The 18957-nt window shown below is 73.5% G+C and carries 13 protein-coding genes; 9 read left to right on the forward strand and 4 right to left on the reverse strand.

Annotated elements, in window-relative coordinates; all coding sequences use genetic code 11:
- Positions 1–14: 14 nt before the first annotated feature.
- Both ABT048_RS28545 and ABT048_RS28550 read left to right on the forward strand, forming a co-directional pair.
- A complete protein-coding gene (locus ABT048_RS28545) occupies positions 15–4100 on the forward strand; it encodes a TIGR02680 family protein (RefSeq protein WP_350524402.1) in 4086 nt (1361 codons plus the stop codon).
- The gene (locus ABT048_RS28550) at positions 4097–5323 is read left to right on the forward strand and encodes a TIGR02679 family protein (protein ID WP_350524403.1); all 1227 of its coding nucleotides are present in this window, start codon (positions 4097–4099) and stop codon (positions 5321–5323) included. The genes ABT048_RS28545 and ABT048_RS28550 overlap by 4 nt, the downstream gene beginning before the upstream one ends.
- Positions 5324–5584: 261 nt before the next feature.
- Here ABT048_RS28550 and ABT048_RS28555 read toward each other — a convergent pair whose 3' ends face one another.
- A complete protein-coding gene (locus ABT048_RS28555; RefSeq protein WP_350524404.1) occupies positions 5585–5812 on the reverse strand; it encodes a hypothetical protein in 228 nt (75 codons plus the stop codon).
- Between the two features lie 502 nt (positions 5813–6314).
- On the opposite strand from ABT048_RS28555, the gene ABT048_RS28560 reads away from it, so the two are divergent.
- Together ABT048_RS28560 and ABT048_RS28565 are read left to right on the forward strand one after the other, a co-directional pair.
- Positions 6315–6518 (forward strand): cold-shock protein, encoded by a 204-nt coding sequence (locus ABT048_RS28560; protein WP_045694210.1) that lies wholly within the window; start codon positions 6315–6317, stop codon positions 6516–6518.
- Between the two features lie 371 nt (positions 6519–6889).
- Positions 6890–8395 carry a DEAD/DEAH box helicase gene (locus tag ABT048_RS28565; RefSeq protein ID WP_350524405.1) on the forward strand — a complete coding sequence of 502 codons (1506 nt, stop codon included), beginning with the start codon at positions 6890–6892 and terminating at the stop codon, positions 8393–8395.
- 139 nt (positions 8396–8534) lie between these two features.
- On the opposite strand, the gene ABT048_RS28570 is transcribed toward ABT048_RS28565, so the two are convergent.
- Positions 8535–9269 carry a DUF899 domain-containing protein gene (locus ABT048_RS28570; protein WP_350524406.1) on the reverse strand — a complete coding sequence of 245 codons (735 nt, stop codon included), beginning with the start codon at positions 9267–9269 and terminating at the stop codon, positions 8535–8537.
- 272 nt (positions 9270–9541) lie between these two features.
- Between ABT048_RS28570 and ABT048_RS28575 the strand changes: the two genes are divergently transcribed.
- Genes ABT048_RS28575 through ABT048_RS28595 form a run of 5 tightly spaced genes read left to right on the forward strand, consistent with a single transcriptional unit; the run spans position 9542 to position 13728 of the window.
- Positions 9542–10102 (forward strand): RNA polymerase sigma factor, encoded by a 561-nt coding sequence (locus ABT048_RS28575; RefSeq protein ID WP_350524407.1) that lies wholly within the window; start codon positions 9542–9544, stop codon positions 10100–10102.
- Positions 10099–10923 carry a zf-HC2 domain-containing protein gene (locus ABT048_RS28580; protein ID WP_350524408.1) on the forward strand — a complete coding sequence of 275 codons (825 nt, stop codon included), beginning with the start codon at positions 10099–10101 and terminating at the stop codon, positions 10921–10923. The genes ABT048_RS28575 and ABT048_RS28580 overlap by 4 nt, the downstream gene beginning before the upstream one ends.
- Positions 10924–10955: 32 nt before the next feature.
- On the forward strand, positions 10956–11765 hold the full coding sequence (locus ABT048_RS28585) for an ABC transporter ATP-binding protein (protein ID WP_350524409.1): 810 nt from the start codon (positions 10956–10958) through the stop codon (positions 11763–11765).
- On the forward strand, positions 11762–13159 hold the full coding sequence (locus ABT048_RS28590; protein WP_350524410.1) for a hypothetical protein: 1398 nt from the start codon (positions 11762–11764) through the stop codon (positions 13157–13159). Before ABT048_RS28585 ends, ABT048_RS28590 begins: the two co-directional genes overlap by 4 nt.
- Complete coding sequence (locus ABT048_RS28595) at positions 13156–13728, forward strand: hypothetical protein (protein ID WP_350524411.1); 573 nt, start codon at positions 13156–13158, stop codon at positions 13726–13728. The genes ABT048_RS28590 and ABT048_RS28595 overlap by 4 nt, the downstream gene beginning before the upstream one ends.
- Before the next feature lie 101 nt (positions 13729–13829).
- Here the strand turns inward: ABT048_RS28595 and ABT048_RS28600 are convergent, their stop codons facing one another.
- Both ABT048_RS28600 and ABT048_RS28605 read right to left on the reverse strand, forming a co-directional pair.
- Positions 13830–16460 (reverse strand): SpoIIE family protein phosphatase, encoded by a 2631-nt coding sequence (locus tag ABT048_RS28600; RefSeq protein ID WP_350524412.1) that lies wholly within the window; start codon positions 16458–16460, stop codon positions 13830–13832.
- Positions 16461–16591: 131 nt separating this feature from the next.
- On the reverse strand, positions 16592–18847 hold the full coding sequence (locus ABT048_RS28605) for an MMPL family transporter (protein ID WP_350524413.1): 2256 nt from the start codon (positions 18845–18847) through the stop codon (positions 16592–16594).
- Positions 18848–18957 lie beyond the last annotated feature (110 nt).

The raw sequence follows: 18957 nt of genomic DNA on the forward strand, positions 1-18957 counted from the left end.
AGGGAAGACCTCCGATGACCGTGACACAGCTCCCGCAGCGCTCGGCGTCCCCGACGGCGGCTGCGGCAGTGCGATGGCAGCCCTCCAGGGCCGGCATCCTCAACGTCTGGCGGTACTACGACGAGACCTTCACCTTCCACGAGGGCCGCCTGCTCCTGCGGGGGCAGAACGGTACCGGCAAGTCCAAGGCGCTGGAAGTGCTCCTGCCGTTCCTGCTCGACGCGAGCCTGCGCCCCAACCGGCTGTCCACCTTCGGTGGCTCCGAACGCACCATGCACTGGAACCTGATGGGCGAGGGCACCTCGGGCAAGACCCGGGTCGGGTACGTGTGGCTGGAGTTCGTCCGCGACGACGGCGATCCCGTCCGCTTCACCTGTGGTGCCAGACTCCAGGCGAGCGTGCACACCACCGGTGTCACCGTGGACTACTTCACCACCGAAGCGCGGATCGACCGCTCCGACGGGCTCTCCCTGGTCAACGATGCGGGCCAGCCACTCACCCGCGCCGCACTGGCCGAAGCCCTGCAAGACCGGGGCGAGCTGCACGGATCACCCACGGACTACCGCAACGCGGTCCGGGGCACGCTCTTTCCCGGGCTGAGCGAGCAACGCTACGACGCCCTGATCACCGCACTGCTCCAGCTCCGCACCCCCAAACTCTCCGAGCGCCTGGACCCTTCGCTGTTGTCCTCCCTGCTCTCGCGGGCCTTGCCTCCGCTCGGCGAGGGGGAGATCGCCGAACTGGCCGAGGGCTTCGAACGCCTCGACCGTCAGCGGGAACACCTGAAGACCTTGGACGACGAGGTGGCCGCGGCCACCTCGGTCGCGCATCAGCAGCGGGGCTACGCCCAGCGCGTCCTGCGCGCCGGGGCGGCGGCGCTCATCTCCGCGACGACCGAGATGGATAACCTCACCCGCATCGCCAGGGAGAGCGAGGAGGAGCTCGCCGAAGCCGTGCGCCGGCGTGAGGAGGGCAGGGGCGCGCGAGAAGAGCTCGAACACCGGCGACAGGAGACCGAGGGCGCCATCGAGGGGTTGCTCGACTCCGAGGCCTATCGGCAGGGGCAGGAACTCGACCAGCTCCGTCGCAGGACCGACCAGGCTGATGGGAGCGCCGCCCGTGCCCGCGTCGCTGCCGACCGGAAGGCCCAGGCGGCCGCTGAGGACGCCGGGCGTGCCGACGATGCGCGGCTGCGCTCCGAGCAGCGGGCCGAGCGCACCCGGGTAGCCCGGGAGGAGACGCGTGGCGCGGCGCGGCGGGCAGCCATGGAGTCCGTCTGCGCCGAGGTGCAGACGCTGCTCGGCGCCCCGCCGGGGCCGTCCGGGGACATGCAGGAGCAGGGACGCACGGCGCGCCGCCTGCTGCGTGGCGCGGTCGTCTCGCGGCATGGTCAGATCGCCGCGGTCCGCGCCGCCGTCGAGCGCCACGAGCGTTCCCTCGCGGATCGGACGACGGCGGAGCGGCACCTCGACACGGCCCGCGAACGGCTGGCCGACGCGATCACACGGCGCGACGGTAACGCCCACGCCTACGAGACCGCTGTCGATGCCCACGCCGACCTGCTGCGCCGGTGGGCGACGGACGACTGCACCGAGCTGTCGATCGACGACGTCGAGGAACTCGTGTCCCGCGCCGCGGTCGAGACCGACGTCCTCGCGGTGGTCGAAGCCGCCGCCCGGGCAGCGGAGAGTTCCGTCACCGCCGACGAGACGACCGCCCGTGCCGGCCGGGACGACGCCCGCGCCCGGCGTGACCAGGTCGTCGGGGATCTGGAACGCACGGCGGCCGCGGTCGATCTCCCACCGGTTCCACCACCGACCCGCACAGCCGACCGGTCGGTCCTGCCGGGGGCGCCGCTGTGGCGACTGCTGGCGTTCCGGCCGGAGGTGTCGCCCGCCGACCAGGCCGGCATCGAAGCGGCCCTGGAAGTGGCCGGCCTGCTCGACGCCTGGATGACCCCCGACGGCGGTCTCGTCGTCGCCGGACACGACACATTGGCCGACCCTGCCTCGGCCGATCCCGTTCCGGGCCCCTCGCTGCTCGACGTCCTCGTTCCGGAACCCGACGGCCCCGTGCCGCCCGACCGGGTGCGACGGCTGCTGGCCGGTATCGCCTACGGTCCCGTGCTCCCGGCGGGTCACCCGGCCGCCGTGGCGGCCGACGGAAGCTGGCGGCTGGCGATGGCGGTCGGTTCCTGGACCAAGGAGGAGTCCAGCCACATCGGTGCCGCGGCCCGGGAACGCGCCAGGCAACGGCGGATCGCGGAACTCGCCACAGAACTGGCCGAGGCCGACACCGCCGTCACCGGTTTCGAGACGCGGCTGAGCGCCCTTGCCGACCGTCGGACGCGCCTCGGCGTGGACCTCCGTTCCCGCCCGCACCACCGGGAGGTGGAGCAGGCCAGGCGCGTCTGGGAACGGACTGAGTCCGAGGTGGGCGCCCGCGAGGACGCAGCCCGCGAGGCCGCTGAACGGTTGGCGCGAGAGGAGGACGCGGTCGCGGACGCGCTGCGCGCACTCGCCGTCGCCTCGGCCGAGCACGCTCTGCCGACCGAACGCGCCGCCCTGGACGCGACCGCCACGGCAGTCGACGCGCTGCGCGAGCAGGCGGACGTGTGGCTCGACGCTCAGCTTGCCTGGACGGCCGCCCAGCATGCCTGGGACGCCGCCCGCAGCCACGCCGAGGCGTCCCGGGATGCGGCAGCCGAGAAACTGGACGAGGCGGAGGACGCCGAAGCCGCTGCCCGCGGGCTCCGGTCCGCACTCCAGGCCGTCGAGAGCGCCGTTGGTGAGGACTACCGCCAAGTGGCTGCCCGTATCAGCGACTTCCGGAAGACGCTCGACCGGACCCGCCGCGAGATCGACACCAGCACCCAGGCACTCCTCGCCCTCGAAGGCCGGATCGGTGCTCTGGGCGCCGGCGTGGCCCAGGACGCCGCCCGGCGTGACGACGCCGTGGCGGCCAGGAACGAGGCCGCCCACGGCTTCCGGCGCCTGTGCGGCCTCGGGTTTCCCGAGGACGCGAGCCTCGGGCTCGTCCTCACCTCCCAGGATGGCACCCGCGCCACTCTCGAAGCGGCGCGCGAGACCGCCGCTGCGTGGCCCAACCTGCCGCATGGCCCCAGGAACCTCGGCGACTCGCTGAACCGTCTCTCCGAGGCCGTCCACCGAGCCCGCCAGAGCCTCAGCAGTCGTGCCGACCTCGAACTCGAAGCCGAGGAGGACATCCACGTCCTCACCGCCACCATCGACGGCATTCGCGTCGGCGCGACCGACCTCCTCTCCATCCTCACCGGCGACCGTGACCGGAGCCAGGACGACATCACGGCCGCCGAACGCAGCCTCTTCGACCGGACCCTCACCGGCGACACCCGCCGCCACCTGGCCTCCCGCATCCGCCAGGCCGGCGAGCTCGTGGAGCGCATGAACGGCCACCTCGAAAACGTCCGCACCGCCTCCAAGGTGGCCGTGCGCCTGGTCTGGCAGATCCACCCGGACCTGCCCGCGGGCACCAGGACGGCTCGCGAGCTCCTGCTCAAGGACCCGGCCAGGATCACCGAGGCCGACCGCGAGGCCCTGCACGCCTTCTTCCGCGGCCGTATCGAGGAGGCCAAGAGCCGTAACACCGCCGCGACGTGGGAGGAACAGCTCGCCGAAGTCCTCGACTACACGGCCTGGCACCAGTTCGTCGTCAAGCTGGACCGTGCCAACGGTGCGGGCTGGCAACTGCTCACCAAGAAGCTCCACGGCGCGCTTTCCGGCGGCGAGAAGGCCATCGCCCTCCACCTGCCGCTGTTCGCCGCCGTGGCCGCCCACTACGAGGCGGTGCCGGAGTCCCCGCGACTGATCCTGCTCGACGAGGTCTTCGTTGGTGTCGACACCGTCAACCGCGGGCAGGTCTTCGGCCTCCTTGCGGCGCTCGACCTCGATCTGGTGCTCACCTCCGACCACGAGTGGTGCACCTATCGGGAGCTCTCGGGCATCGCCGTCCACCAGCTGATCACCGGAGGGGACGGCGACGACGCCGTCACCAGTGCCCGTTTCACCTGGACAGGCACCGAACTTCTGCCCGACGACGCGGATGGGCAAGAACCGGCATGACCGACCGCCACCCCCTCGACCTCCCGGAGCTCCGACCCCTCTGGTCGGCCGTCCACGACCGCCTCTCCACCGGCCGCCCCGTCAGCCGGGTGCGGTCCGGGCCGCTCGACGACATCGGCCGGGAGACGCTGGCCGACCTCCTCGGCCTCGACCGGCTTCCCGCGACCGAACCGACGATCCTCCTCGCCGAACTCGACGGTGCCGTGCTGGACGCCTGCGGCCGGCCCGTTCGGGACGTGGTGACCGCGATCCTCGGTCCGATCCACGACCGGGCCGCCGAGCGCAACCGCAGGACCGGCCAACGCGACGCCCTGTGGGGGTGGTTGGCCGGCCACGGCGTGGTCACCGCCCAGCCCGCTCTCCTGGAGTGGGTCGGCCACTTGCGGACCAACGGCCTCGTCGACGGCTCACCCGACCGGACCCGGGGCCTGCTGACCGCCGCGCTGGCCGTCCTCGCAGCGCTCCCGGCCGGAGGCGAGCCACTACCGGTCCTCGCCGCCCGCCTTCTCGACGGCGACTCCCATGCCCTCGACGACGGGACCCGGCTGTCCTCCCTGGTCCTGCGCGCACTGGCGGCGGTGTACGGCACCGACATGCCCGACACCGCCGAAGGACGGCGTGCGCTCTGGAGCCGAGCCGGCGTGGCGGACGACGAGCTGTCCTCCACCGTGCTCGCCGTCGGCCTCCGCCCTGGGGGAGAGGGCCCGGTCGCCGGGATCTCCCGGATCTGCGCTGGAGCCGGGCACCCCGTCAGCCTGACCCTCGCCCAACTGCGCGCACCTGGTGAATTCACCGGTCCCGGAGGACCGGTGCACATAACCGAGAATCCCAGTGTGCTTGCCCTGGCGCTACAGCGGTTCGGTGCCGACTGCCCACCTCTCGTCTGCACCGCCGGCTGGCCCAACACCGCTGTGATCCACCTGCTACGCCGGCTTGTCGACGACGGCGCCTCACTGCGCTACCACGGTGACTTCGACGGAGAGGGCATCCGCATCGCGGCCCACGTCATGGTCAAGACCGGCGCCGTTCCCTGGCGGATGACAGCCGACGACTACCGCGCCGCCGCACCCCGGGTCCCCTCGGGCCCCAACCCGGGCCGCCTTACGCCCGCTCCATGGGACCGGGCGCTCGTCGGCGCCATGGCCGAACTGCGCACCGCAGTGGTCGAGGAAGTGGTCGCCGACCTCCTCCTCGACGATTTGGCAGACTGTCGCCACGAGTAGAACGACACCCTGTTCGACGGGCCGAGGGCTACCACCAGCGCTTCGCCTCGCCCACGTCGACTTCGCGACGCAGCGACGCGGCGCGCAGTGGCGCAGCGGCGCACGCCGAGGACAGGGTGTGCGCGGTGAGCGCTGTGCTGATCGATGCCCGTCGGAGTTCCGCCCGCGCGGGCACGCCCGGCCCGCCATGTGGCGACGCCTCCCGGGCGCTCCACCCGGGAGGCGTGTGCGCCCTTGGCGCGGGGGCCGGGGGCGGCCGGGTCAGAGCACGAACAGCGTGCTGTACGGCGGGGAGACGCGTACCCGCTGCGATCCGAAGTCGACGAGCACGGCGGTGTCGCCGTCGCCTTCGACGCCGATGACGCGGCCGAGGCCGTACCGGTCGTGGGTGACTCGGTCGCCGACGGCGAAGTGCTTGCGGGGCGCCTCGGGCGGGGCCTTGAAGGGGCTGTTCGGCAGGGGGCGGCGGGCTGCTGCGAAGTTGTTCATCCCCTCCAGTATGCGCCGGAAATCGCGGGAGCGGGCCCATTCGGTGCACTTGCGTTCGAGTGAGGGGTGATAATGCCGCACGCGCAGTCCGGGGCGCCCTGAGCGGTGTCGGCGAGCGCGAGGTGATCACTTGTGCGGCGCCGTCGGGACGAGGGGGCTCGCCGTGTCCGCCGGGATCGTCCTTCCGGGCGCTCGGCGCCGGAACCTCGCGGACGTGTCAACGAGGCTGCTGTCAAGGCGTGTTGAGGACCATGACGGCTCAGGCCCGGCGATCACGGGGGCGCCCCCCGGAAACTGTGGGCGAAATGTTCACCCGAAGCGCGCTCGGGCCTGCTAGAGTCGTTTTAGTTGCAGTAGTGGTTCCCATGAACTTTGTGTGCGCCTGCTGATGTATTCGCAGGCGTATTTTTGTTTCCCGGCTCTTCCCGGGTGGGCGCTTCCCGCGGCGACTCGGAGCGTGCGCTGTGCGCGCTTCGGACAGCCCCTTGAAGGAGATTTCTTAATGGCTAATGGCACTGTGAAGTGGTTCAACTCGGAAAAGGGCTTCGGCTTCATCGAGCAGGAGGGTGGCGGCCCGGACGTCTTCGCCCACTACTCGAACATCAACGCCAACGGCTTCCGTGAGCTGCTTGAGGGCCAGAAGGTCGAGTTCGACGTCACGCAGGGCCAGAAGGGCCCGCAGGCCGAGAACATTCGCCCGCTGTAGTTCTTCTGCCACGGCACCCGCCAAGCAGCGAGGGGCCCGCACCGCGCACACGCCCGGTGCGGGCCCCTCGGCATTGCGCCACGACGCGCTCCCGGCCGCTCAGGCCCCCTGACTCCGACTCCGCGGCGGCGGTCACCCCCCGCGCGAGACACGGCGCCGCGTCCCGACCGGCGCCCTGCCGTGGCAGCTCACGGTTCGCGGTCGTTCGCTCCCGCACCGTGCGGTGAGCGCCGACCTCAGGTGACGTGCCGCACGGTTCCACCGTCCACGCTCCGACCGTCACACTTCCGGCCCGTTTCCTCGCGGTCTCCGCCGTCGCCCCGCGCCACGGAGCCTTCCTCGTGACGTGCCGCCCCGAGGAAGGCTCCTGCATGAACCGCTCCAGTCGCTCCCCGTACCAGAACGCCGGCTCCCGTTCCGGCGGCGGTTCCTTCCCCGGCACCCGGGCCGCCCAGGGCCGGCGCCCCTCCGGTCGCAGCGTCGGCCGGGGCCCGTCGGCGCCGGGCGAGTTCGCGATGCCGGTGAGCACCACCCCGGCGCTGCCGGCCGCCGTGTCCTTCGAGGAGCTGGACATGCCGAAGGCGCTGCTGCCGGTGCTGGCCCGCCGGGGTGTCACCGCGCCGTTCCCGATCCAGGCCGAAACCCTGCCGAACTCGCTGGCCGGCCGTGACGTCCTCGGACGAGGCCGCACCGGCTCCGGGAAGACCATCGCGTTCGGCCTCGCCGTGCTGGCCCGCACCGCCGGGCACAGGGCCGAGCCGCGCCGTCCGCTGGCTCTGGTGCTGGTCCCCACCCGCGAGCTCGCGCAGCAGGTCACCGAAGCCCTCACCCCCTACGCCCACGCGGTGCGCCTGCGGATGGCGACCGTGGTGGGCGGGGCGTCGATGAGCCGCCAGGCATGGGTGCTGAACCGTGGCGCGGAGGTCGTGGTCGCCACCCCGGGCCGGCTCAAGGACCTGATCCAGCGGGGTGACTGCCAACTCGACGGGGTCGGCGTCACCGTGCTCGACGAAGCCGACCAGATGGCCGACATGGGCTTCCTGCCGCACGTCACCGAGCTCCTCGACCAGGTCGCCGAAGGCGGCCAGACCATGCTGTTCTCCGCCACCCTGGACCGCAACGTCGACCGCCTGGTGCGGCGCTTCCTCAAGGACCCGGTCACCCACTCGGTGGACCCGTCCGCGGGGGCGGTCAGCACCATGGAGCACCACGTGCTGCACGTGCAGAACTTCGACAAGAACGCCACGATCGCCCACATCGCGTCCCGCGACGGCAGGGTGATCATGTTCACCGACACCAGGCACGGCGCGGACCGCCTGGTGGAGGACCTGCTCGCGAACGGTGTGAAGGCCGCGGCCCTGCACGGCGGCAAGCTCCAACCGCAACGCACCCGCACTCTGGAGCAGTTCCGCACCGGCCAGGTGACTGCGTTGATCGCGACCAATGTCGCCGCCCGCGGCATCCACGTCGACGGGCTCGACCTCGTCGTCAACCTGGACCCGCCGGTCGACCACAAGGACTACCTCCACCGGGGCGGCCGCACCGCCCGGGCGGGTGAGTCCGGCACCGTCGTCACGCTGGTGCTGCCCAACCAGCGCCGCGCGATGGCCCGCCTGATGGCAACGGCCGCCATCACCCCCGTCACCACCAGGGTCAGCGCCGGCGGCGAGGACCTGGCCCGCATCACCGGCGCCCGCGTGCCCACCGGCATCCCCACCGTGATCCCCGACCCCGTCATCGAGCGGCCGCGCCGCAGCCCGTCCGCGCGCCGCCCCCGCCCCGCCCACACCGCGGGCGACACGCCGGCCGCCTCCGGTCGCGGCGACCAGGGCTCCGGCCGCCGCCGCGCGCCCCGACGATCCACCCTCGCCGTGTAGGACCACGGATCCGCGTCAGGGGCGGTGGCGACCGCGGTGGCGACCGCTTGCCCGGCGGCGGAGCCCGCCCGTTCGTAGGGGGCGGGCCGTCGCGGGGGGCGAAGACAGCGTGGCGAAGACAGCGCGGCCGAGACGGTCCTCAGGTGTTCCCGTACTCGTCGTGGCGGCGTAGCCAGTGGGTCTCCTCGCCCTCTTCGTGCCGGCCCATCGGCGTCCGGTCGAGGAGGCCGTAGTAGGCCATGGCGGGCTCAAGGCCGCGCGCAGTGGTGACGTACGTCCGGTGGACGGTGCCGTTCGAGAGCGCGTAGACGCTCAGTCCGGGGCCCTCGGTGACGTACCCGAGCACGTCGGTGCCGCACGCCCGCGCCATCTGACGCACGGTCGGCGGGATGTCACCCCGGAGGAACGGCCCCAGCTCCTCCTCGGTGTACTGGAAGCCGAGGTCGCGGTGGAAGTCGCTGCCGGCGGCGGAGATCCAGTCGAAGCGCCAGCCCATCCGTTCGCGGTAGGCGAGCAGTTTGTCGATCGGCGCACGCGAGGAGCAGATCAGCGTCACGTCGCGGGCTTTCAGGTGGACCGCGTTGGGGCTGAGGGTGTCCGCGATAGATGAACAGACCGGGCATCCGGCCTCGTAGGACGGGCCGAACATGAAGTGGTAGACGAGCAGTTGCGAGCGCCCGTCGAAGAGGTCCGCGAGCGACCTGGTCCCGTCGGCGGTCTCCAAGCCGTAGTCCTTCTCGACCGGCACCCAGGGAAGCTCCCGCCGCTTCCGTGCGAGCTCGTCACCGAGCCGGGTGAGCCTCTTCTCCTCCGCGAGCAGCTCCTCTCGGGCCGCCTGGAACTCCTCCTGCGTGCCGATCCTGTGCTCGGGCATGGCCTTCCCTCCTGTGTGGGAGCAGAACGCCGCATCGCGGCGTGCAGTCGTCCGCGGTGGCAGCCGGAAGTGCCTGCCACCGGCTACCCGCCCGGCCGTACATCCACCGTACGCGCGTGGCGGCGGGCCCTCGCGACCACGCCGCACGGCCTGCTCGGCGGCGTGCTCACGCAACGAGGCGGATCGGAGCCGTCAGCCGGCCGGGATTCCGGACTGTGACGCAGGTCACCGCCGGGGCAGAACCTGTGCGCCGCAGCGGGCGTCTGGCTGGTGTGAGATCACGCAGGAGAGCATGGGACGAGCTGGACGAGGAACGCCTCGTCCGGCTGGTGGCCAGAGGCGACCGCCGGGCGTTCGACGAGTTGTACCGGCGCACGTCGCCGTGGCTGGCGGTGCGGTTGCGCCGCCGTTGCGCGGACGAGCAGATCGTCGCCGAGGTCATGCAGGAGACCTATCTGGCGGTGTGGCGCGCGGCCGGCGCGTTCGCCGGGAGCGCGGTCGGCGGGACGGCTGTCGGGTGGCTGTGGACGATCGCGGCGCGGCGCCTCGTCGACGCGTTCCGGCGCCGTGCCCACCACGCCGAACCGCCGGCGGCCGCCGCCGAGCGGGCGGTGGTGCCCGCCGCGGAGGAGGAGGCGCTCGCCGGGACGGTCGGCGGCGACGTCGGCGACGCCCTGCGGCGACTGGCGCCGGAACTGCGCGAGGTACTGCAGGCCACGGTGCTCGACGGGCTCTCCGTCCGGGAGACCGCCGTCCTGCTCAGACTGCCCGAAGGCACGGTCAAGACCCGTGCCCGCCGGGCCCGGATCGCGATGCGGGAGGCGCTGGCATGAGCGGGGAACACGCGTCGAGGCGGTTGATCGACGACTACGCACGCGGTGACACGGAGATGGCCGCGGACACGGTGTGGGCGTTGGAGGCCCACCTGGAGGCGTGCGCGCCGTGCCGGCGCCACCTGGCGACCTCCGTGACCACCGAGGCGCCCGACGTCGCCGCGCTCCTCGACACCGTCCGGGCCGGTCTGGAACCGCAGCTGGACGCGGCCGTCAGGACGCCTTCGCGGCGGCACCGCCCGAGGTGGGCGTCGGCCTGGCTGACACCGGTCGTGGCGCCATGGCTGGCCATGACCGTCGCCGTCACCCTTGCGGCGCTGCTGCTGGACGCCGTCGCTCCGTCGAAACTCTTCGGCGACGCCTCGCCGGTGTTGCTGATCGCGCCCGTGCTGCCGATGTGCGGTGTCGCCGCATCGTGGTCGCGCGGCCTGGACCCGGCGTACGAACTGACGGCCTCGACCGCCAGGGCCGGCCTGCCCCTGCTCCTCCGGCGCACCACGGCGGTGCTCCTGGTCGTCCTGCCCGTGCTCCTCGCCGGGGGATGGCTGACCGGGACCATGACGGCCGCGCAGTGGTTGCTGCCCTCCCTGGCCTTCACCTCCACCGCCCTGGCGCTGGGCAGCGTGGTCGGCGTGACCCGCGCCGTCGTCGGGCTGGTGGTCGCGTGGGGCGTTGCCGTGGCACCCGCGTGGGACACCGGCCGCGTCCCCCTCGCCCTGCAGCTCGTCACCCAGCCGGAGGGGCTGCCCGCGTGGGGGCTGCTCCTCGCGCTCGGCGTCGGTGCCGTGATCGCCCGCAGAAACGCCTACTCAACGCTGTGACACCATCGTCGACCCTCGAAAGGGACCACCGCATGGCACCCCTGATGACCGCGGCTGACACCGCGCCGAAGACCTATGCCTGGGAGATCCGGGCCAGCGGCCTGAGAGTGCGCGTCGGACGGAAGAAGATGGCCGTCGACGGGCTCGACCTCACCCTGGGCACCGGCGTCCACGGCCTCCTGGGGCCCAACGGAGCGGGGAAGACCACCCTGATCCGGACGCTGGCCACCGTGCTGCGCCCCACCGAGGGCGACCTGGAGCTGCTCGGCACCTCCGTGCGTGCGATGGGCGACCACCGGGCCCTGCGCCGCCGGATCGGCTACCTGCCGCAGGAGTTCGGCTACTACAAGCGCTTCACGGTGCGCGAGTTCGTCGAGTACATGGCCTGGCTGAAGGAGGTGCCGAAGGCGGCGGTTCCCGCAGCCGTCCAGCGGGCCGTGGAACGGGTGGGCCTGGCGGACCGCGCCGACCACCGGATGAAGACCCTGTCCGGAGGAATGGTGCGGCGGGCCGGCATCGCCCAGGCCATCGTCAACGACCCCGAGGTGCTGCTGCTGGACGAGCCGACGGCCGGCCTGGACCCGGCGCAGCGGCTGCGCTTCCGCGAACTGCTCCAGGACCTGGGCCGCGACACGTGCGTGGTCGTCTCCACCCACCTGGTCGAGGACGTCGCGGCCGCCTGCTCGGACGTGGTGCTCTTCGCCGACGGCCGCCTCGTCTTCCAGGGCACGCCGGACGACCTGGCCGCGGCGGGCGGCCCCGAGCACCCGGGCGACAGCCCCCTGGAGCGCGGCTACTCGGCGCTGCTCCGCACCTCCGGGCAGCAGGGAGGCACCTGGTGAGCATGCGTGTCCTACGCACCGAGCTGAAGCGCTCCGTCGGCCCGTGGCCCGGCGTGGTCGTCCTGGGCGGCAGCCTGGCGGTCTTCTGCCTGATCGACGGGATCTGGTGGAGGGGCGACGCGGGGTGGGCGGCCCAGTGGACCTCCATGGCCATGTGGACCCGCTACCTGCTCGCCTTCTGGTGGCCGCTCGTGGTGGGAATGGGCGCCGTGTACGGGCTGCGCGACTCCCGCTCGCGCACGGCCGAACTGCTGTCGACCACCCCGCTGCCGGCCTGGCGCCGTGCAGCGCTGCCGGCCGGTGCGATGGCGCTCACGTTGGCATCGGGCTTCGGCCTCCTGGTCCTCGTGGGCGGAGTCCAGGTGGCCCTCGGCCGGACCACCTACACGACCCTCGGTTGGCTGCCGATCTCGCTCGTGGCGGCGCTGGGCCTCGTCGCGGGAGCCGTGTTCGGCATGGGCGTCGCGCGGGCCCTGCCCCATGTGCTCACCCCGCCGGCCCTGGTGGTGTGCTTCCTCGTGCTGACGAACCTCCTCCGACCGGCCATGGAGGGTCTCGTGCCGGCGGGCCGGGCGCCGAACCGGCTCGTCCTGTTGTCCCCGGCGGTCCCGGAGCCCCGGGAGATGCTGCTGACCCTGTCCGGCGCCGTGCACGTCGGGCAGACGCTCTGGCTGCTCGGTCTGCTCGCCACCGGCTTCGCCCTGCTGTCGGCTGTGACCCGCCGGGCCCGGCTGCTCGCGATCGTCCCGGTCCTGGTCGGTGCGGCCCTGGCCCTGCCGGTCCTGCCCGGCGCTCCGCGCGACACCTACGTCGTCGACAAGACCGCCGCCGCCCTGGTCTGCGACGGACCGGTCTGCGTGACGCAGGCGAACCGCGCACGTCTGCCCGAGCTCGCGGCGCGCGGCACCGAAGCGCTGAGCGTGCTGCGCGGCGTCCTGGGCGATGCGGCACCGCACACGGTGCGGGAGGACAACAGGCTGCGCGCGCTCGGCGACGACCGAGAGCTCTCCGACGATGTGGTGCTCGTCGACTTCGACGAGCGACTGTTCGCCGACGCGAAGGGCGAGGCACTGACCCGCGCCCTGATCTCCCAGGGGCTGGCGCCGAACTGCCACGGGAACAACGACCGGGAAGGCTCCGGGAGCGGTGACGTCGCGTCCCAGAGCATCGCCGTGAGCTGGGCCCTGCACGATCCGCAGCTCCGACCGCTGACCGACAAGGGTGCCGACGCCTACGCGCAGAAGACCTGGGCGGACGCCGACACGGCGTGGCGGAACCTGATGGCGGCATCACCGGACGAGCAGCGCTCCCGGATCCTCGGACTGCGCGCCGGTGCCTTCTCCTGCGCGCCGGGCGATCCGCTCCTGCTGCTCGCGGGGGAGGCGTCCCGATGAGGTGGCTGACCCTGTACGCCCGGTCACGGCAGGTACCCGCCTCGGCCGCCGCGGTCACACTCGTCGCGCTGACGGTGTGGGCCCTTGACCGGCACGGTGCCGGTCCGATGGACCTGGGGCTCGCGGTCCTGATCCTCACCGCGAACGTGGCGGCCGCTTCCGTCGGGCTCGGCGGGCCGGACGTCGTGCTGGAGAGGACGGGCGCGATCCGGTGGGTGCCCCGCCGGGCTGCGCACGTGCTGCTGGTCGGCGCGTTCGCCGGTGCGGCGCTGCTGACGGTCCAGGCGGCGGGAGCGAAGCCGGCCCCCACCGAGGTCGTCGTCCGGGACGCCGCCGGGCTGGTCGGGTTGGCCGCTCTCGGGGCCGCGCTGTGCGGTGCGCACCTCGCCTGGACCCTGCCCACCGGCTGGCTCGGCTTCACCCTCTTCGTCCCGACCCCGAACGGCACCGTCGGAGAGGTCGTGAACTGGATGCTCTTCCCGCCCGGTACGACGGCGTCGGCCTGGACCGCGTGGATCCTGCTCGCGATCGGCACCGTGGGGTACGCCGTGGCAGGGCCCAGACGGTGACGGGCACGCCCCCGGTGGGCGGGTTCGGGGAGCCTGCCATCCACGCCACCAGGCGGGCCCGCCGGCGCCGGGTCCGTCGAGGGCTCGTCCCGGTGTCGGGGTCAGCCCGGGTCGGGGTGGTAGGCGGTGAGCAGCAGGGCGATGTCGTCGGAGCGGTGGGGGGAGCGCCGGGCCTTGCGCAGCAGGTGGTCGGCGAGTTCGTCGAGGTCCGCGGCGCGGGCGTGGGCCAGTGCGGCGCGCAGCTCGTCGATGCCGAGGTCGATGTCGTGGCCGCGGTCCTCGACGAGGCCGTCGGTGTAGAGGGCGAGGACCGACCCGCGGGGTAGGTCGAGCCGGGTCTCGGGATAGCTGCTGGTGCCGACGACGCCGAGGAGCGGGCCGCCGGCCAGCTCCAGCACCTCGGTGCTGCCGTCGGGGTGGCGCAGCAGCGGCGGGCAGTGCCCGGCCCGGACGGCGTAGGCGCAGTCGCTGCCGGGCTCGATGCGGAGGTAGCAGCAGCTGGCGAGCAGCCCGGGGTCGAGGTCGGCCAGGAGCCGGTTCGTGCCGGCCAGGACCGCCCCGGGGGAGTGGCCGGCGGTGGCGAAGGCGCGGACGGCGCTGCGCAGTTGGCCCATGGTGCCGGCGGCCGCGATGTTGTGGCCCTCGACGTCCCCGACGACGAGCGCCACGCCGTCCCCGGTGGGGATGACGTCGTACCAGTCGCCGCCGATGTCCATCCCGCTGGTGCCGGGCAGGTACCGGCCGGTGGTGAGGATGCCCGGCAGGACGGGCAGGCGGTGTGGCAGCAGCGCGTGCTGCAGGCCGTGGGCGAGGGCGTTCTTCGCGTCGTAGAGACGGGCGCGTTCCAGTGCCTGGGCGATCAGACCGCTGAGCGCGGTGAGGATGCCGCGGTCCTTGGTGGTGAGGTGGTGGGCGTCGTCGAATCCGAGGAGGCAGGCGCCGACGGGACGGTTGGAGGCGATGAGCGGCAGGTAGGCCCAGGCGCCCACGGCTTCCCCGGGTCCTTCGCCGGGTCCTGCCCCGGCTCCGGCTCCGCTGCCGGTCGGGCGGCCGCCGGGCGGGTCGGGCCGGTCTTCGATGAACAGGGGCACGCCGAGGGCCGGCGCTTCCGTTCCGGGCAGCGGGGCGTCGAGCGGTCGGCCCTCCAGGTGGTGCAGGAAGCGGTCGTGGTGGCCGGTGCGGAAGAGCAGGTGCAGCCGGCCCTCCTCGATGGCGTAGACGGCCAGGTGCTGTCCGCCGAAGGCCGGCAGGAGCTGGGCGGAGACGACCTCGCACACCTCGTCCATGGTGACCGCCGCGGTCAGCGCGCTGCCCAGCTGCATCATGCGGTAGATGGCGCCGAGGCGTGCGGGTGCGGCCAGGTCGGTCGGTGGGTCCTCGGTATCCGCCTCGGCCCCCGCCGCCGCTTTCGGTGGCCGAGCCCCCACGGTCGGTCCGGCGGCCTGCGGAGGGGCGGCGGGCGCCACCCTGCCGGTCACGCCGTTGGCGTCCGGGTGCAGGGAGAAGGCGAGCCACCGGTCGGGCGGGCGGCGGACCAGGAAGGTGGCGGGCTGCTGGGAGACCATGGCAGCGCGGTGGCGGTCCTCGAAGACGGGATCGGACAGCCAGGGCACGACCTCCCACAGGCAGTTGCCGAGCAGCTCCGGGCCGGACACTCCGAGCAGCTGCTCCAGGCCGCGATTGGTGTAGGCGACCCGGCCGTCCGGGGCGAGGGAGAAGAGTCCGTCCCGGAGCCGTTGGACCGCGGTGACGGCCGCGGCGCCGGCCCCGATGTCGAGCACGCTGCCGACCAGGTGGGACCGCGCCTCCTCGCCGGGCACCTCCGGTACGCGCCCCCACAGCTCCACCGTGCGGTATCCGTCGGCGGTGCGGACGCGCAGTCGCCGGGCGAGCACCCTGCCGTCCGCACGGGCGCTCCGGGCCGCCGCCCGGAGCGACAGCCGGTCGCCGGGGTGGAGCCGGGCGGCCAGCGTCTCGGCCCGGCCGTCGAACGTGCCGGGCGTGAGGCCGAACAGCGCGCACAGCTCCTCGTCGGCGACCACGGCCCCGGTGTCGAGCCGCCAGTCGAACAGGCCGACCCGCACCGACGGCGCGTCGGGAGCCGGCACCTGGAGGGGGACGGTGCAGGCGTCGCAGTCGAGGGCGCCCCCGCGGGCCCGGAGGTCGGCGAGGGTGGCGCCGAGCCGGCCGGCGATGGTCCGCAGGTGACGGAGCTGGGTCCGGGACAGCCCCGGGTGTCCGGACGCCGCCGCCCACACCACCGCCAGCGCCCCGAGGCTCTCCTGCCCCGCCCGGACCGGCACCGATGCCGAGCCGAACGCGTACGGCAGCGCCACCGCGAGCTGGGGGTACCGGCGTACCGTTTCGGCGGCGTCGGCCAGGTGGACCGTCCGGCCCGAGCGGTAGGCCACCGCCACCGGAATGGGGCTGTTCACCGGGATGAGCCGCCAGCCGCCGAGCAGGGAGGGCGGGGTGCCGCAGGCGGCGGCCAGTACGACGGACCGTCCGTCCCGGGAGCGGAGGAAGACGCTCCCGGCGTGGGCGCCGCTCTCCGCGACGGCCTTGACCACGGCCGTCACCAGGGCGTCCTCGCACTCGGTCCGCATCCGGTCGGACTCGTCTGCCCCGGGTGCGCGCTCGGGGCCACCGGTGCCCGCCGCGGCGCCCGTGGCCGTACGGGCCGCCGTGCTCCCGTGCGGTCCCGCCCGTTCGCCGGGGTCGTGCCGGTTCATGCTTCCCCGTCTACGTCCGGCCGACGCCACTGTCAAGCGGGGCCGGTGCGTGGCCGGCGGGTGCGGGCCGGGCGGGCATCGCCGCAGCCCGGCCCGCACCCGGTCAGCCGACCACCGTCAGCCGGCCACGGTCAGCCGACCACCGCCGGGGAACGGGGTGCCTCGGACGCGGCTGCCGGCCGGTAGTGCTCGGTGTGCCCCTCGACGTGGAGCTGGGGCAGCCGACGGTCCAGCCAGGCCGGCAGCCACCAGTTGCCGCGTCCGAGCAGGTGCATCACGGCCGGCACCAGCAGCAGCCGGACCAGCGTGGCGTCGATCAGGATGGCCGATCCCATCCCGACCCCGATCACCTTGATCGGCAGGTCGGGGGACGGGACGAAGGCCGCGAACACGGCGACCATGATGGCCGCCGCTGCGGTGATCACCCGCGCGGTGCCCGCCAGCCCGCTGACGATGGACTCCGCGTTGTCGCCCGAGTGCAGCCAGGCTTCGCGCATGCGACTGACCAGGAACACCTCGTAGTCCATCGAGAGTCCGAACAGGACGGCGAAGGTCAGCACGGGGACGAAGGCGGGCAGCGGGGTGGGGTTGTCGATGCCGATCAGCCGCCCGGCGGTGCCGCCCTCCAGGACGAGGGCGACCACGCCGTACGCGGCCCCGACCGAGAGCAGGTTCATCACGGCGGCCTTGAGGGCGACGGCCAGGCTGCGGAAGGCCACGAGCAGCAGGAGCATCGAGACCGTGACCACGCCGCCGACGAGCAGCGGGATGCGGCGGGCGATGTTGTCGGTGCTGTCGATCGCCGTGGCGGTCGCCCCGCCGACGTGCACCCGGACGCCGGGGCCGGCGGCGGCGGGGATGACGTGTTCGCGGAGGTCGCGGACCAGGGCCTTGGTCGCCGTGCTCTGCGGCCCGCCGTCCGGAACGACGGTCAGCAGCAGCGAACGCCCGTCGGAGCCCGGCACCGGAGGGGTGACGGCCGCGACGCCGGGCGCCGCTCGCAGCGCGGCGGGCAGTGCGGCCGTCGCGTCGGCGGGGGCGTCCGGCGACACCTCGGCGACCAGCAGCAGCGGCCCGTTGCTGCCCGGCCCGAAGCCGGCGGCCACCGAGTCGTACGCCAGCCGGTTGGAGCGTCCGGCGGGGTCGTTGCCCGCGTCGGGGAAGCCGAAGCGCACGCCGAGGAACGGCGCCGCCAGGGCCAGCAGCACGACGACCCCGATGACGGCACCGAGGACGCGGTGGCGTTCGACCAGTCGGCTCCAGCGCAGCCAGCCGGCGGCGACCGTGCTCCCGGGCTGCGCGACGCGGCGCCGGGGCAGCGGCAGCCGCAGGCGCTCGATGTGCCGCCCGAGGTAGCCGAGCAGGGCGGGGAAGAGGGTGGCGGACGCGGCGAGCACCACGAGCACGGAGAGGATGGCCGAGACCGCGGCACCGCGCATGAACGACAGGCCCATCGCGAACAGCCCGAGCATGCTGACCACCACGGTCATCCCGGCGACCACGACCGCGCGGCCGGCGGTGTCCAGCGCGGCGACCGTGGCGGCCTCGGGTGCCAGCCCCTCGTCGCGCCACTCGCGGAACCGGGTGACCAGGAGCAGCGCGTAGTCGATGCCGACGCCGATGCCGAGCATCGCGGCGAGCGAGGTCGACCAGTCCGGCACCGGCATGACCGCCGCGAGGACCGGCAGCAGGGTGCTGCTCACCGCGAGTCCTCCGAGCGCCGTGAGCAGCGGCAGGCCGGCGGCCACGACCGAGCCGAAGGTGAGCACCAGGATCAGGGCGGCGGCCGCCATGCCGATGCCCTCCGAGCCGATCGAGCCCTGCTCGGTCTGCTGGACCGTCATGCCCCCGAGGTGGACGTGCAGTCCGCCGTCGGCCGGCCGGGCGAGGTCGAGCAGCCGTCGGGTGTCCGCCTTGGGCATGTCGGGGGCATTGGCGACGTCGAGGTGGATCTGTCCCAGGGCGGTGCGGCCGTCGGCCGACACCTTGCCGCGCGGACCGTACGGGTCGTCGATGCCGCTGACGTGCGGCACCTCGGACATCCGGGCGAGCAGGCCCCGGACGCGGGCGCGGCTCGCGTCGTCGGTCACGCCGTTGTCGGAGGTCAGCACCAGGCTGATCGTTTCGCCGCCCAGCCCCGGGAAGTCCTGGGCCAGCAGTTCCTGGGCCTGCTTGGAGTCCGAACCGGGTGCGGAGTAGTCCGCGCTGTACTTCGCGCCGAGGCCGACCGAGAGCCCGAGGGCCACGCCGGCGGCGAGCAGCCACAGCAGCACCGTGCGGCCGCGGTTGCGGAAGCTCCAGCCGGCTATTCGGCCCAGCGGGCCGGGCCGGTGCGGCCCGGCGTCACCGGCGGCCGTGCGCCGGTCGCCCTGCGGTCCCTGGGACATGGGGTCCTCCGTACGTCGTGCGGGGCTCCGCCCCAGCAGAGCGTTACGCTTCATAACGCTTCTGATGTGGCGTAACGTTTCCTGCGACGGGTACGGATTGTCAATGCCGT

The sequence above is a fragment of the Kitasatospora sp. NPDC096140 genome (assembly GCF_040303045.1).
Lineage (GTDB): Bacteria > Actinomycetota > Actinomycetes > Streptomycetales > Streptomycetaceae > Kitasatospora.